This is a genomic window from Streptomyces sp. NPDC056628, from assembly GCF_042792555.1.
Taxonomy (GTDB): Bacteria; Actinomycetota; Actinomycetes; order Streptomycetales; family Streptomycetaceae; genus Streptomyces.
In genome coordinates, this window is record NZ_JBHTWG010000003.1 from 21006 (window position 1) to 35526 (window position 14521).

Annotated in this window: 15 protein-coding genes and 1 pseudogene; 12 read left to right on the plus strand and 4 right to left on the minus strand. The window is 74.5% G+C overall.

The window, feature by feature from the left end; genetic code table 11:
• Window positions 1–269 precede the first annotated feature (269 nt).
• Window positions 270–1379: a cell division protein ZapE gene (gene zapE / locus ACFRAC_RS05705; RefSeq protein WP_382921229.1), complete on the minus strand. Its 1110-nt coding sequence runs from the start codon at window positions 1377–1379 to the stop codon at window positions 270–272.
• A 126-nt stretch (window positions 1380–1505) separates the two neighbouring features.
• Between zapE and ACFRAC_RS05710 the strand changes: the two genes are divergently transcribed.
• The 5 genes from ACFRAC_RS05710 (at window position 1506) to ACFRAC_RS05730 (ending at window position 5698) form a co-directional block, all read left to right on the plus strand.
• Window positions 1506–2312 carry a pyrimidine reductase family protein gene (locus tag ACFRAC_RS05710; protein ID WP_382921232.1) on the plus strand — a complete coding sequence of 269 codons (807 nt, stop codon included), beginning with the start codon at window positions 1506–1508 and terminating at the stop codon, window positions 2310–2312.
• Window positions 2313–2450: 138 nt separating this feature from the next.
• On the plus strand, window positions 2451–2924 hold the full coding sequence (locus ACFRAC_RS05715) for an indole-3-glycerol phosphate synthase (protein ID WP_382921235.1): 474 nt from the start codon (window positions 2451–2453) through the stop codon (window positions 2922–2924).
• Window positions 2925–3013: 89 nt separating this feature from the next.
• Window positions 3014–4405: a UDP-N-acetylmuramate--L-alanine ligase gene (murC, locus tag ACFRAC_RS05720; protein WP_382921238.1), complete on the plus strand. Its 1392-nt coding sequence runs from the start codon at window positions 3014–3016 to the stop codon at window positions 4403–4405.
• A gap of 14 nt (window positions 4406–4419) precedes the next feature.
• Entirely contained in the window at window positions 4420–4827 is a 408-nt protein-coding gene (gene msrB / locus ACFRAC_RS05725; RefSeq protein ID WP_382921241.1) for a peptide-methionine (R)-S-oxide reductase MsrB, read from the plus strand.
• A 124-nt stretch (window positions 4828–4951) separates the two neighbouring features.
• Window positions 4952–5698, plus strand: coding sequence for a PP2C family protein-serine/threonine phosphatase (locus ACFRAC_RS05730; protein ID WP_382921244.1), 747 nt, complete (start codon window positions 4952–4954; stop codon window positions 5696–5698).
• Between the two features lie 149 nt (window positions 5699–5847).
• Here the strand turns inward: ACFRAC_RS05730 and ACFRAC_RS05735 are convergent, their stop codons facing one another.
• Entirely contained in the window at window positions 5848–6093 is a 246-nt protein-coding gene (locus ACFRAC_RS05735; protein ID WP_382921247.1) for a hypothetical protein, read from the minus strand.
• Between the two features lie 209 nt (window positions 6094–6302).
• Here ACFRAC_RS05735 and ACFRAC_RS05740 point away from each other — a divergent pair.
• Window positions 6303–6489 (plus strand): annotated as a pseudogene (locus ACFRAC_RS05740) (hypothetical protein); the annotation flags it as partial.
• A gap of 64 nt (window positions 6490–6553) precedes the next feature.
• Window positions 6554–7135 carry a hypothetical protein gene (locus ACFRAC_RS05745; RefSeq protein WP_382921250.1) on the plus strand — a complete coding sequence of 194 codons (582 nt, stop codon included), beginning with the start codon at window positions 6554–6556 and terminating at the stop codon, window positions 7133–7135.
• A gap of 33 nt (window positions 7136–7168) precedes the next feature.
• On the opposite strand, the gene ACFRAC_RS05750 is transcribed toward ACFRAC_RS05745, so the two are convergent.
• Together ACFRAC_RS05750 and ACFRAC_RS05755 are read right to left on the minus strand one after the other, a co-directional pair.
• Window positions 7169–7918, minus strand: coding sequence for a DUF4142 domain-containing protein (locus ACFRAC_RS05750; RefSeq protein ID WP_382921253.1), 750 nt, complete (start codon window positions 7916–7918; stop codon window positions 7169–7171).
• A gap of 140 nt (window positions 7919–8058) precedes the next feature.
• Window positions 8059–9435: a hypothetical protein gene (locus ACFRAC_RS05755; RefSeq protein ID WP_382921255.1), complete on the minus strand. Its 1377-nt coding sequence runs from the start codon at window positions 9433–9435 to the stop codon at window positions 8059–8061.
• 114 nt (window positions 9436–9549) lie between these two features.
• Here ACFRAC_RS05755 and ACFRAC_RS05760 point away from each other — a divergent pair, with 114 nt between their 5' ends.
• The 5 genes from ACFRAC_RS05760 (at window position 9550) to ACFRAC_RS05780 (ending at window position 14520) form a co-directional block, all read left to right on the plus strand.
• Window positions 9550–10776, plus strand: a complete 1227-nt coding sequence (locus tag ACFRAC_RS05760) for a molybdopterin-dependent oxidoreductase (RefSeq protein ID WP_382921258.1) — start codon at window positions 9550–9552, stop codon at window positions 10774–10776.
• Window positions 10776–11225 (plus strand): hypothetical protein, encoded by a 450-nt coding sequence (locus ACFRAC_RS05765; RefSeq protein WP_382921261.1) that lies wholly within the window; start codon window positions 10776–10778, stop codon window positions 11223–11225. The genes ACFRAC_RS05760 and ACFRAC_RS05765 overlap by 1 nt, the downstream gene beginning before the upstream one ends.
• 91 nt (window positions 11226–11316) lie before the next feature.
• Window positions 11317–12006 (plus strand): response regulator transcription factor, encoded by a 690-nt coding sequence (locus ACFRAC_RS05770; protein WP_382921264.1) that lies wholly within the window; start codon window positions 11317–11319, stop codon window positions 12004–12006.
• On the plus strand, window positions 12003–13457 hold the full coding sequence (locus ACFRAC_RS05775) for an ATP-binding protein (protein ID WP_382921267.1): 1455 nt from the start codon (window positions 12003–12005) through the stop codon (window positions 13455–13457). Before ACFRAC_RS05770 ends, ACFRAC_RS05775 begins: the two co-directional genes overlap by 4 nt.
• A 52-nt stretch (window positions 13458–13509) precedes the next feature.
• Window positions 13510–14520, plus strand: a complete 1011-nt coding sequence (locus tag ACFRAC_RS05780) for an NAD-dependent epimerase/dehydratase family protein (RefSeq protein WP_382921270.1) — start codon at window positions 13510–13512, stop codon at window positions 14518–14520.
• The last annotated feature ends 1 nt before the right edge of the window (window position 14521 follow it).

Genomic DNA, 14521 nt, shown 5'->3' on the forward strand with positions numbered 1-14521 from the left:
GGTGCGAAGAAGGGGGGCGTGGACCGGACGGCGGCGGGGGGCGAAAGCCTGGTCCGGGTCGTCTCACCTCGGAACATGCGCCCCCTTCCAGCCGGTCCACACCTCATGTGTTGACCAACGGTTGGTCAACCGTTGGTCAAGAAAGAAGGTAACCCTGCGAGGTTGTTTGCAAGCTCAACCTGACGCCCCGCGTCGCGAAGCGCCTCGAAGGAGAGGGTGATATGGCCTGAACTCCCGCTGTGCGCCGGAGGGTTGCGCCGAGGCGGCCGTCAGCCGGCCACGAGCCCCCGCGCGTCGCGGGCCAGCGCCGTCAGCCGGGAGATGGCTCGGAAGTACTTCTTGCGGTAGCCGCCGTTCAGCATCTCCTCGCTGAACAGCCGGTCGAAGGGCAGCCCCGACGCCAGGACCGGGACCTCACGGTCGTAGAGGCGGTCGGCGAGCACCACCAGCCGCAGGGCGGTGGACTGGTCCGGGACCGGCTGCACCCCGGTGAGGCAGACCGCCTTCAGGCCGTCCGTCAGCGCGCCGTAGCGGCTCGGGTGGACCCGTGCCAAGTGGTCCAGCAGCGTGGGGAAGTCGTCGAGCGAGGCGCCCTCGGTGGCGTACGCCGCCCGCGTCACCTGGTCGTCGGAGTACGGGTCCGGAGCCTGCGGCAGACCGCGGTGGCGGTAGTCCTCACCGTCGATGCGCAGCGTGCGGAAGCGGGCGGACAGGCCCTGGATCTCGCGCAGGAAGTCGGCCGCCGCGAAGCGGCCCTCGCCGAGCTTGCCGGGCAGGGTGTTGGAGGTGGCGGCCAGCGCGACCCCCGCGTCGACCAGCTTGCCGAGCAGGGTGGAGACGAGGACGGTGTCGCCCGGGTCGTCCAGCTCGAACTCGTCGATGCACAGCAGGCGGTGACCGGAGAGCGTCTGCACGGTCTGCTGGAAGCCGAGGGCGCCGACCAGGTTCGTCAGCTCCACGAAGGTGCCGAACGCCTTCAGGGACGGCTCGGCCGGGGTGGCGTGCCACAGGGAGGCGAGCAGGTGGGTCTTGCCGACGCCGTAGCCGCCGTCGAGGTAGACGCCGCGCGGTCCCGCCGGGGCCTTGGGCGCCTTCGCCCGGCCGAAGCCGAGCAGGCCGCGCCGGGGCTTGCCGCCGCCGCTCGCGTGGGCTCCGCCGAGTCCGCCGGCGAAGGACTCCAGGACCTGGACCGCCTCGGTCTGGCTGGGCTGGTTCGGGTCCGGGAGGTACGTGCCGAAGCGGACCGAGTCGAAGCGCGGCGGCGGGACCATCTCGGCGACCAGCCGGTCCGCCGGTACGTGCGGTTCGCGGGCGCACAGGGAGAGCGGGCTCGCTTCGGCTATCGGGCTCGGCTGGGACGCGGCGGAAGAGGACGACACGGTTCACCATGGTAGGGCCTGCCGGGCGCGTCCCGGTGTCCGCCCGGACGGCGGCCACGGTGGTGACGTGCGCGAGCGCGCGGCCGGGGCGGGGCGGTGGCCGGGTGCCGTGCCAGACTCCTTGCCATGCGACGCCTGTTCCCTGTGACCGACGAGACGACGCCGAATGCCGCCGGGGGAAGCGGACCCGTGGCCGGCCGGGAGTGGAGCCTGGCCGAGCTCGCCGCCGCGTACGCCTACCCCGACGCCGGACCCGGCGGGAGCACCCCGTGGCTGCGGGGCAACATGGTGTCCACGCTCGACGGGGCCGCCCAGCACGACGGGCGGTCGCAGCCCATCTCCTGCGCGGCCGACATGCGGATCTTCGGCACGCTGCGGGCGCTGGCGGACGTCGTGGTCGTCGGTGCGGAAACGGTCCGCCAGGAGGGGTACCGCCCGGCTCGCGCGCGAGCCGAGTTCGCCGGGGCGCGGGCCGCGGCCGGGCAGGGGCCCGCCCCGGCCATCGCGGTGATCAGCGCGAGCCTCGACCTGGACTTCGGTCTGCCGCTGTTCACCTCGCCCCTCGTGCCGACCCTGGTGGTGACCGGCGCCGCGGCGCCCGCGGACCGGGTCGCGGAGGCGGAACGGGCGGGCGCCCGGGTGGTGGTCGCCGGTGACGGCGCCGGCGTCGACCCCGCCCGTGCCGCGGGAGCGCTCGCCGGGCTCGGCCACACCCGGCTGCTGACCGAGGGCGGCCCGCGGCTGCTCGGGCAGCTGGTGGCGGCAGGGGTGCTCGACGAGTTGTGTCTGACGATCTCGCCGATGCTCACCGCCGGGGACGCCCAGCGCATCGCCGGAGGACCCGCGGTGGCCGTGCCGCGGCGGTTCGAGCTGGTCTCCCTGCTGGAGGAGGACGGCTTTCTGTTCAGTCGGTACCGGCGGCCGCGCGGGTAGGGGGACGGCAGGGGGTTCGCCGAGCCCTGGCCGGGAAACGGCGGAATAGACCGTTCCGCTTGGCTTCCGCCGGGCAGACTACATTTCGCAGTCCCCGTGCCAGCACGGGGCAGGATGGTTTCCGCAGAAGGGGCGCCGGTGTTCACAAGCGTTTTGATGATCGAGAAGGCCATGACGTCCGCCGACGTGGAGTTCGTCACCACCTTGCACGGCGACGAGGAGGTCTCCTTCCACGTGCTGCTCCAGCCGCGCGGCGAGCAGGCCGACCGGCTGCTGCGCGCCATCGACGACATCGCGCTCGGCGAGCTGGACGAGGCGGTGCGCGAGGGCGAGACCCCCGAGGGCGAGGAGGCGCTGAGCACGGGCGTACGCGCCCTGGAGGTGTCGCTCACGGCCCTGCGCACCGCGGGGGCGCAGGCGGAGGGCCGGCTGCTGGAGGACCATCCGCTGGACGCGCTGAAGGACGTCGTGCGCGAGGTCGGGGCGGACGAGGTCATCGTGCTGACCGACCCGCACTACGTCGAGGAGTTCTTCCACCGGGACTGGGCCTCGCGGGCCCGGCACAAGGTGGGCGTGCCGGTGCTGAAGCTGTTCTCGCACAGCAAGGCGTAGCGGACGCCGCGAGCGCCCCCGGGCGGTGGGCCCGCCGCCTGCCAATAGGCTGGGGCCTCACCGTCGTATCGCACTCCTGGGAGACACGCATGGCACCCGGCCTTCCCCCCGCCATGGACCGACCGCACTTCATCGGCATCGGCGGGGCCGGCATGTCGGGCATCGCGAAGATCCTCGCGCAGCGCGGGGCCGCGGTCGCCGGCAGCGACGCCAAGGAGTCCGCGACCGCCGAGGCGCTGCGGGCGCTCGGCGTCACCGTGCACATCGGGCACGCCGCCGAGCACCTCGCCGACGACGCCAGCTGCGTCGTGGTGTCGTCGGCGATCCGGCGGGACAACCCCGAGCTGGCCCGCGCCGCCGAGCGGGGCATCCCCGTGGTGCACCGCTCCGACGCGCTCGCCGCGCTGATGGACGGGCTGCGCCCGATCGCCGTCGCCGGCACCCACGGCAAGACGACCACCACCTCCATGCTGGCCGTCTCCCTCACCGAGCTGGGCCTGCGCCCGTCGTACGCCATCGGCGGCGACCTGGACGCCCCCGGCTCCAACGCGCTGCACGGCGACGGCGACATCTTCGTCGCCGAGGCGGACGAATCGGACCGCAGCTTCCACAAGTACGCCCCCGACGTCGCGATCGTCCTCAACGTCGAACTCGACCACCACGCGAACTACGCGTCACTGGAGGAGATCTACGACTCCTTCGTCACGTTCGCCGACCGCGTCACCGAGGGCGGCACCCTGGTGATCTCCGCCGACCAGGACGGCGCGCGGGAGCTCACCCGCCGCGTCGCCGGGCGCGGGCCGCGCGTCGTGACGTACGGCGAGGCGCCGGACGCCGACGTGCGGGTCCTGTCCGTGGTGCCGCAGGGCCTCAAGAGCGAGGTCACCGTCCTCCTCGACGGGCAGGAGCTCACCTTCACGGTCTCCGTCCCGGGCCGCCACTACGCCCTGAACGCCGTCGCCGCCCTCGCGGCGGGCGCGGCGCTGGGCGTCCCGGCCGCCGAGCTGGCCCCCGCGATCGCCGCGTACACCGGCGTGAAGCGGCGGCTCCAGCTCAAGGGCGAGGCCGCCGGCGCCCAGGTCATCGACTCCTACGCCCACCACCCGACCGAGATGACGGCCGACCTCCAGGCCATGCGGGCCGCCGCCGGCGACGCCCGCATCCTGGTCGTCTACCAGCCCCACCTCTTCTCCCGCACCCAGGAGCTCGGCAAGGAGATGGGCGAGGCCCTGGCCCTGGCCGACGCCTCGCTGGTCCTGGACATCTACCCGGCCCGCGAGGACCCGATCCCCGGCATCACCAGCGAGCTGGTCGTCGAGGCCGCCCGCGCGGCGGGCGCCGACGTGACCCCCGTCCACGAAAAGAGCGAGGTTCCCTCGCTGATCGCGGGAATGACGAAGCCCGGTGATCTCGTTCTCACCATGGGCGCGGGCGATGTCACCGACCTCGGCCCGCTCATCCTGGACCGCCTGTCGAAGTGAGGGGCAACACACCCATGTCGTACGACGTAGAGAAGCCGGACGAGCAGTGGCGCGCGGAACTGAGCTCGGCCGAGTACGCCGTGCTGCGCCAGGCCGGTACGGAACCCGCCTTCATCGGTGAGTACACCGACACCAAGACCGAAGGCGTCTACTCCTGTCGCGCCTGCGGGGCCGAGCTGTTCACCTCCACCACCAAGTTCGAGTCGCACTGCGGCTGGCCGTCCTTCTACGACCCGAAGGACACCGACGCGGTGGAGCTGATCGAGGACCGCTCGCACGGGATGGTGCGCACCGAGGTGCGCTGCGCCCGGTGCGGGTCCCACCTCGGGCACGTCTTCGAGGGCGAGGGGTATCCGACCCCGACCGACCAGCGGTACTGCATCAACAGCATCTCGCTGCGGCTGACGCCGGCCGAGGGCTGACGGCGGGGCGCGCGCGCCCGGGGCCGGCCCCCGGCCGCGCGTGCGCCCGGGCGGTGCACCTTCCTAGACTCGTAGCAGGCCCCTTTGCCGGCGGTGCACCCGGTACGGAAGGCGGTGGAACCGCATGCCGTATGTCGCGGTGAGCGCGCTCAGCCACCCCGGACTGCTGCGCGAGCGCAACGAGGACAGCCTGGCCGTCGGGCCGTGGACGCTGTGCGCCACGGTGACCGAGAGCCCGCAGACCCTGGTCTTCCCGCTCGGCACCCCGGTCGTCGTGGCCGTCGCCGACGGGCTCGGCGGGCATCCCGGCGGTGACCTGGCCAGCTCGCTGGTCGTGCGCCGGATCGCGATGCTCGGACCCGCCCTCGGCACCGAGGCCGCCGTCCGCGACGCCCTGAACGCCTGCAACCGCGCCGTCTACCAGGCCGCCGGCGGCGACGAGCCGACCGAGCTGACCGGGATGGGGACCACGGTCGCCGGCGTGGTGGTGCGCGAGGACTCGGTGCTCGTGTTCAACGTGGGCGACAGCCAGGTCCTCGCGGCCGACGGCGACGGCCTGCGGCAGGTCAGCGTCGACGACAACCCGCCGCACCCGCCCGGCCGTACGACGTCCGTGGTCACCCAGTGCCTCGGGGGCTCACCCACCTTCCGCGAGATCCACCCGCACATCAGCACCGAACCCCTCGCGGCCGGCACGCGCTACGTCGTGTGCTCGGACGGCCTGACGGACCCGGTGCCCCCCGACACGGTGGCCGCGATCCTGCGCGAGCACGACGACGGCCGGGCCGCCTTCGAGCTGTGGCGGGCCGCGATCGAGGCGGGCGGGCCGGACAACATCACGGTGGCGGTGCTGCGCTTCGGCGAGGAGTAGCGCGGCGGGGCGGCGGCCCGGCCGGTGCGCCCGCGTACGTCGTCGGCGTGGACGCCGGGGGCACCCGCAGCCGGGCCGTCCTGGCGCCTCTGGCCACGGCGGGCCGGGGAACGCGCTCACCGCGCCCGAGGCCGAACTCACCGGCCCTCTCACCGCCGCGCCGGCCGGGGCGGCCCCACCGGAGCTGTGCGGCCGGTGACGCGCACGGCGACGGCACCCGTACCGGCGAGGAGGGCGATCCCGTCGGCGGGGCCGCCCGGCGCGGAGGCGAACGCGGCCTCGCCGTCGCTGTGGATCTCGACGGCCGCGGCCGTGATCCCCACCTGGTGCAGCGCGGCGGTGAGGGCGGCGTGCGCGCGGCTGGCCGGGTTCGTCGGGCGCCAGCCGGGGGACACCGGCGAAGCCGCCCGCGACCGCCACCACCCGGCGGGTCCGCGGCGCCACCGCGGGCGGCGACGGGGCTGCTCGTCGACGACGGTGCCGGGTCCTGGCCCGGGCGCGAGGCGGTGCGGGCCGCCCTGCGGGCGGTGGACGGCCGGGGCGGGCCGACGGCCCTGGCCGGGTCGGTCGGGCGCGCCCTCGGGCTGCCCCCTGACCTGCTGCCGCCCGGGCGTCCGCCCTGCTCCTCGCCGCCGGGGAACGTCCGCCGGTCCACGTCTCGGCCGATGTGCCGGGCGGCTACGAGGGCAATCTGAGAGCCGGAGAAGCCGTACGCCGGACGCATCCGCCGCACCGCGAGCCGACCGACCCGAGGGCCGCGCGCCAGGGGGCCGCCGGGGCCGCTCGGGTGAGTGCGGCGGCCCGTGAATGGGCGCACACTGGAGGGGTGCTGTCGGTGCTCAAGGGGGTGTCGGCATGGCGGCGACCGAGTGCACGAAGGTCCGGCTGTGGCGGTGGCGGCGCAATCCGCTGAAGCGGCGCAGCGACGTCATCGAGGCGTGGGTGGTCCTGGGCGTATGGCTGCTCGCTGTGCTGGGCGGTGTCTTCGCCGGCCTCGCGGCGGCGGACGCCGTCGTCGGCTCCGCCGGGCGCGTCCGCGCCGAGACCCGTCAGGTGACCGCCGTCCTGGTGCGGGACGCCGAGGACCCGGCGGCCGGCCGCGTGACCGGCGACCACCTGGTGTGGACCAAGGTCCGCTGGACCGAGCCGGACGGCACGATCCGCACCGACGAGGCGCGGGTCCCGCCGAAGGCGAAGGCCGGCGGCCAGGTCCAGGTGTGGACGGACCGGCACGGCACCGTCGTCAACGAACCCCTGTCCGGGGCCGAGACGACGCTGCACGCGGTCACCGGCGGCCTGCTCGCGGGCGCGGGCGCGGCCGGTCTCGTGCTGGGCGCCGGCTGGGTGGTGCGCCTGGTGATGGAGCGGCGGCGGCTGGAGCAGTGGGCCGCGGAGTGGGAGCGGCTGGACACCCCGTGGGGCTGGAAGACCGGCTGAGCGGTGGTGCCCCCGGCCGGCGGGGGCACCCGGTCACTTCACGTCCGCGCTCGGCAGCGCCGTGGGAGACCTGGTGTCCAGGTTCTCCAGGCCCTTGGGGATGCTGAGCGTGAGGATCGGCGCGCCCGGCTGCGGCGGGGGCGGCGTCAGCTGGTCCTGGGGCAGCTTCGGGGGCGTGGTCTGCTGGAAGTTGTTCTGATCGAAATTGACCAGTCCCGTCTTCTCCAGGATCGTGATGTGGTCGAGAACGGTGTCGTTCGCGAGGTCGGCCAGCTGACGCACCATGGTGTTCTGCGTGTTCGCCCGGATCTTCGCGATCACCGGGAAGATCTGACCGTGCGTCACCCGCATGATCGCCACGCCGGTCGAGTCGAACTCCTTGCCGGTCTTGGAGTCCACCGTCGCGACGAACTGCTGCTGCTGCGGGCTCGCCTGGTTCGGCAGCGTGATGTTCAGCTGCGCGGCGGCCTTGCGGCAGGCGAGGTCGAGGCGGGCGTGACCGACCACCAGGTGCTGGCCGGCCTCCTTCATGGCCGGTGTCGTGCCCCGCTGCATCGCCATCATGCCCAGCGGGTGCTCCCAGAGCCCCGCCGCGCGCACCTTGACCACGAAGTCACGGTCCGCCTCGGTCAGCGGCCCCCACTGCGTGTTGGCGATGACCCGGTCCTGGCTGGCGGATGTGGTCTGCACACCCAGCATGGCGGGGTAGGCGAGGGCGGAGAGGGTCAGGACCAGGGCGCCTCCCACAAAGACGGTGCCAACCATGCGGCGCGAGACGGGCATCGTGCCTCCAGACGTGAACGGCTCGTACTCCCAGAGGTACGGACGGGACGGCGAGAACAATCACCGCTACGGGAAAAAACTTGCGATCCGCTGATGCGGCGTGCGTCACACAGCCCCCAGCCCGCGCTGCCGCGGCCGTCTCACCAGCCCGTCAGCAGCAGATGGTTGACGAGCAGGGCCACCAGCGCCTGGGCCGCCAGCCAGCCCCGGGCCCCGGTCAGGAACGCCGTCGCGGGCAGCAGCCACAGGGCGAACGGCAGCCAGATCCGCTCCGTCTCCGCCTTGCTCATCCCGGACAGGTCGGCGACGAGCAGCGCGGCCAGCGCGGCCAGGACGAGCACCCCGAGACGGCTGTCGGGGGCGGTACGCGCCCGGCGCAGCGGCACGGCCCCGGCCCGCCGCAGGCCCGCGACCACCGCCACCCCCACCACCGCCACCAGGCAGGCCAGGTTGGCCCACACCCAGTACAGCTGCGGCCGGTCGCCGCCGACGCCCTGGTGGTAGCGGGTGACCAGGAGGCCGTACGCCTCCCACCAGGAGAAGCCGAAGGCCGTGAACACCAGCGGCACCACCGCGCACCCCGCCAGGACGTAGGGCAGCGGCCGCACGCGCGCCGACCCCAGCCACAGCACGGCCGCGCCGATCACCACGATCAGCGTCAGCCCGTACGACAGATATACGGCGAGGCCGGCCGACAGTCCGGCGGCCAGGCCGGCCGAGCGGGGCCGGTGCCCCGTCACCGCCAGCGCGAGGAACGCCAGCGCCCACGCCGCGACCGCCGCGAAGTACGCGTCGGCCGAGGTGCCCAGCCACACCGCGCCCGGCACCAGGACGAGGAACGGCGCGGCGCGCCGGGCGTGCCGCTCGGAGGCGAGCGCGCGGACGGCGACGAGGACGGCGACCGCCGCCGTGGTGCCGACGGTGATGCACCATGCCCCCGCCCAGGCCCCGCCGCCCAGACCGGCCCGGTCCAGGTACACGAAGGTGAGCGTGGCCGCCGGCGGGTGCCCGGCGACATGCGCGGGCCAGTGGTCCGGCGTGCCGAGCAGGATGTGCCCGGTGAAGTCCCGCAGGGTCGCCGGGATGTCCTGGAAACGGCCGACGGCCCGGAGGTACTCGTGCCGTGTCGTCAGCCGGCCGGCGACACCCCGCTGCCAGCCGTCGGCCAGCGCCAGCGACCAGGTCCAGGCCAGGGCGGCCCCCCACACGGCCGCGAGCAGCCGGCGCCAGGGCAGCCGGGCGGCCAGGACGGGTCCGTACGCCACCACCGCGACCGCGACGAGGAGCGCGGCCGGGGTGCCCGGACCGGCGTGCGGATGCCAGGTCGCCAGCAGCGGCGGCCAGTTGACGTGGAGGGTGCCGTCGCGGCGCTCGACGACGGTGCCGACCACCGCCGCCACCGCGAACAGCAGCACGGCGGCGCCGGCCGCGTACAGGTCGCGGCGCAGCGCCCGGCGGTCGCCGGGGCTCGCGGCCGGGCGGGTCTCAGGCGTCTCGGGCAGGAGATCACGGGTCACGTCAGCACGCTAGGACGACCAGGGGTCCGCTCCCCGTGTGACAAGCGGGGACGTCAGTGAACCGTCATGGTTCGCCTCGGGCTCCGGCGGGCCGCCGCGGCCTACGGTCGGCACATGGCACGGTCCCCGTTCGCTTCCTCGTTCTGGCGCAGTCCGCTGCGCGGGCTCTGGCTGACCTCGGTGCTCGGCGTCGTCCTGCTCGGCGGGATCACGGTCCTGTTCGTGACCGGGCTGCTGTCGTACGCCGCCTACAACCCCGACCTGTCGCCGGTGAACGACAAGACCCCCGGCAAGGGCGTCCTCGGCTTCTACCTCTTCCCCTGGCCGACCGGCCCGCGCTGGCTGTACCGGCTCACCCAGGGCGTCCACGTCACGCTCGGCGTCACCCTGGTCCCCGTGCTGCTGGCCAAGCTGTGGTCGGTCGTCCCCCTGCTGTTCAGGCTGCCGCCCGCCCGGTCCCTCACGCACGCGCTGGAACGCCTCTCGCTGCTGTTCCTGGTCGGCGGGGCGCTGTTCGAGTTCGTGACGGGCGTGCTGAACATCCAGCTGGACTACGTCTTCCCGGGGTCCTTCTACCCGCTGCACTTCTACGGGGCGTGGGTCTTCTTCGCCGCGTTCGCCGTCCATGTGCTGCTCAAGGCGCCCGCGGCCCGGCGTGGTCTGCGGGGGCTGCGGGAGGAGTCCGGCGGCCTGGCGGCGCCGGAGCCCGCCGAGCCGACCGTCTCGCGGCGCGGCGCCCTCGCGTTCGTCGGGGGCGGCTCCCTTCTGCTGTTCGCCACCACGGTGGGGCAGAACGTCGACGGGGTGCCGCGCAGGACCGCCCTGCTCGCCCCGCACGGCGGCGCCGAACCGGGCAGTGGCCCGGGCGCCTTCCAGATCAACAAGACGGCCCGGTACGCCGGGATCAGCGCGGCCGACACGTCGGAGGAGGCGTGGCGGCTCGTGGTGACGGGCCGCGCCGGCCGCACCGTCCGCCTCTCCCGCGCCGACCTGCTCGCCCTGCCGCAGCACGAGGCGGCCCTGCCCATCGCCTGCGTGGAGGGCTGGTCCACCTCCGACCAGCGCTGGCGCGGGGTGCGGCTGCGCGACCTGGCGGCGCTCGCCGGCGACGAGGGGGACCCGGCCGACGTCCTCGTGGAGTCCCTCCAGCGGCACGGCGCCTTCCGGCGGGCGGCCCTGCGCGCTAACCAGGTCGCCGACCCGCGCAGCCTGCTCGCCCTCGCCGTCAACGGCGGCGAACTCACCCCCGACCACGGGTATCCGGCCCGGGTCGTCGTGCCCGCCGCGCCCGGTGTGCTGAACACCAAGTGGGTGGCGCGGCTGACCTTCGAGGACCTGTGATGCGCCCGCCCCTCGGCAGCCCCCTGCGGCTGCTCCTGCTCGCCTGCTCCTTCGCGCTCACGGCGTACGCGGGGGTGCGGCTGCTCGCGGAGGACCCGTTCGCGGTGGCGCTGTGGTTCGCGGGCGCGGCCGTCCTCCATGACCTCGTCCTCGTGCCGTTGTACGGGGCGGCGGACCGCGCGCTGCTGCGGGGCATGGAACGCTCCGGCCACCGCGCCCGCACGATGTACGTCCGGGTGCCCGCCGCGCTGTCGCTGCTGCTCCTGCTGGTGTGGTTCCCGCTGATCACAGGCCGCGTCGCGGACCGCTACGCCCGTGCCACCGGCCTGTCCCCGGACGGCTTCCTCGCCCGCTGGCTCCTGATCACGGCCGCGCTGTGCGGGGGTTCCGCGGCGGTGTACGCACTGCGCCGCCGCCGGCCGCGCACCGGAAGGCCGCCCGGCGCCTGAAAGCTGTCGGCCACCTGTCGGCCACCTGTCGATATGGCCCTCACCGCACCCGCCCCTCGGCGTACCGCGTCAAGTGCCGCACTATGAACGGGTGGAGAACGTACGCCTGCTCGTCGTGGACGACGATCCGCCCATCGCCGACCTCGTCGCTACCGTCGCCCGCTACGAGGGCTGGGAGGCGGTCACGGCGAACTCCGGCGCGGAGGCGCTGCGGAGGGCCGCCGCGTTCCACCCGGACATCGTGGTGCTCGACCTGATGCTGCCCGACGTCGACGGCTTCGGGGTGCTGGACCGGCTGCGCGCCACGGGGCGGATGGTGCCCGTGGTGTTCCTGACCGCCCGCGACGGTGTCGCCGACCGGGTCGCCGGACTCACCCGCGGCGGCGACGACTACCTGGTCAAACCCTTCGCCGTGGAGGAGCTGATGGCCCGGCTGCGCACCGTGCTGCGGCGCAGCGCGGGACCCGGCTTCCAGCGCTTCGTGCTGCGGGTCGCCGATCTGACGATGGACGAGGACACCCGCGAGGTCCGGCGCGGCGACCGGCCGCTCACCCTCACCCCGACCGAGTACGAGGTGCTGCGCTATCTGATGCGCGGGTCGCCGGCCGTGCTCACCAAGGCCCAGATCCTCGACCACGTCTGGGAGTACGGCTTCGGCGGCCGGTCCAACGTCGTCGAACTCGTCGTCAGCAGGCTGCGCCGCAAGCTGGACGACACCGGCGCCCCGCTGATCCACACCGTGCGCGGCTTCGGCTACGTGGTCCGGGAGGCGTCGGGGTGATCGGGCGGCCGCGCCGGGCGTACCGCGCGATGCGCCTCGGGACCCGGCTGGCGCTCGGCCTGGCCGTGCTGTCGCTGACGGTGTTCGCGATGGTCGGCACCGCGCTGACCACGTATATGCGCGACTACCTGGCCACGCAGCTCGACACGCAGCTGGCGCAGGGGCAGATCGCCCAGTCCCGGTCCATCGCCGACCACGGCACGCTCAGCGGCAAGAAGTACTACAGCTGGTTCTACGCCGTGTACGACGTGACGGACGGCCAGGCCGTGCTGCGCACCCCGGAGGACCCCGCCGATCTGCCCGCCGACGTCGACGACTTCACGGCGCTGGCCCGCACCCAGGCCGGCGCGCACCGGGAGGTGCTGCGCACCGCGCATCTGCGGGGCGACGGCGAGTACCGGCTGCGGGCCTGCGAGGTGGAGCCCGGCGTGATCCTGGTCAGCGCCGCCCCCCTGGAGGGCATCGAGGACACCGTCGGCCGGCTGATCACCCTCCAGGCGGTCACCTTCGGGCTGGCACTGGTCGCCCTGGTGGCCCTCGGCCGGGGCATGCTGCGGCGCGGTCTGAAACCGCTCAGCGACATGGCGCACACCGCGCGGGACATCGCCTCGCACGACCTGACCGACTCCGCGCGGCTGCCGGTGCGGCACGACCGGCGCGGCGGCGGGCCCGAGGTGGAGGAGCTGCGCACCGCGTTCAACACCATGCTGGAGCACATCGACGGCTCGCTGGCCGTACGGGCGGCGGCGGAGCAGCGGTTGCGCCGGTTCGTGGCGGACGCCTCGCACGAACTGCGTACGCCCCTGATGTCGGTGCGTGGCTACGCCGACCTCTTCCGGTACGCCGCCGCCAACGCCCCCGAGGAACGCGAGCGGCATCTCGCGCGGCTGCGTGCCGAGGCCGCCCGCATGGGCGTCCTCCTCGACGACCTGCTGCTGCTCGCCCGGCTCGACGCCGCCGACGTGGAGACGCCTCTGCGCCCGGTGGAGGCCGACCTGGTGGACCTGGTGGGGCAGGCGGCGGACGCCTTCCGGACCACCCGCCCCGGCCACCCGCTGACGGTCGTCCCCGGCCCCGGCTCCGTGCCCCTGCGCCTGGACCCGCAGCGCGTCCGACAGGTCCTGGACAACCTCCTCACCAACGCGGCCGTGCACACCCCGCCCGGCACCCCGGTGTCGGTCGCCGTGTCCGTCGCGGACGGCTCCGCCCGGATCTCCGTCACCGACGCCGGGCCCGGCATACCGCCCGCCGACGCCGAACGCGTCTTCGACCGCTTCTACCGCGTCGACAAGGCCCGCAGCCGCGACCGCGGCGGCAGCGGACTCGGGCTCGCCGTCGCGCGGTCCCTGGTCGAGGCCCACGGCGGCCGCATCACCGTCTCCGGCGAACCGGGAGAGACCCGGTTCACGGTGACGCTCCCGCTGACCGCCCCGGCCCTTACGAACCCATGACATGGGGGCCGCGCGACGGCCCCGGGCAGCGGCGGCGCCCTAGCGTGAAGGCATGCGTGTACTGGTCACCGGCGGCGCCGGGTTCATCGGGTCCCAGATCGTCCGGGCGCTCGCCGCGCGCGGGCACGACACCGTGGTGTACGACGTCCGCACCGATCCCGCGGCGGACGTGCGCGACCCCGAGGCCGTGCGCCGCGCCCTCGCCGGCGTCGACGCGGTGTGCCACCAGGCGGCCATGGTCGGCCTCGGCACCGGCTTCGCGGACGCCCCGGAGTACGTCTCCCGCAACGACCTCGGGACGGCCGTGCTGCTCACGGAGATGGCCGGGGCCGGTGTACGCCGGCTGGTGCTGGCCGGGTCGATGGTGGTGTACGGCGAGGGCCGCTACACCTGCGCCCGGCACGGCGTCGTCCGGCCCGGCCCGCGCACCGTCGCCGCCCTGGACGCGGGCCGCTTCGAGCCGCCCTGCCCGGTCTGCGGTGCCGATCCGGTCCCCGGGCTGGTGGGGGAGGACGCCCCGGCCGACCCGCGCAACGTGTACGCGACGACCAAGCTCGCCCAGGAACACCTGGCGGCCGCCTGGGCGCGCGCCACCGGCGGCACCGCCGTGTCGCTGCGCTACCACAACGTCTACGGCCCGGGCATGCCCCGCGACACCCCCTACGCCGGGGTCGCGTCCTTCTTCCGCTCCTCCCTCGCGCGCGGGGAGGCCCCCCGCGTCTTCGAGGACGGGCGCCAGCGACGGGACTTCGTCCATGTGCGCGACGTGGCCGCCGCGAACGTGGCCGCGCTGGAGGCGAGCGGCGGGGACCTTCCGCCGGGCGCGCTGACGGCGTACAACACCGGCAGCGGGGAGCCGCACACCGTGGGCGAGATGGCCCAGGCGCTCGCGACCGCCCACGGCGGCCCCCAGCCGGTGGTGACGGGGGAGTACCGCCTCGGGGACGTCCGGCACATCACGGCCGACTCCGCGCGGCTGCGCGCCGAGCTGGGCTGGAAACCGCAGGTGTCCTTCGCCGAGGGGATGCGGGAGTTCGCCGGGGCGGAGCCGCGCGACGGGTGAC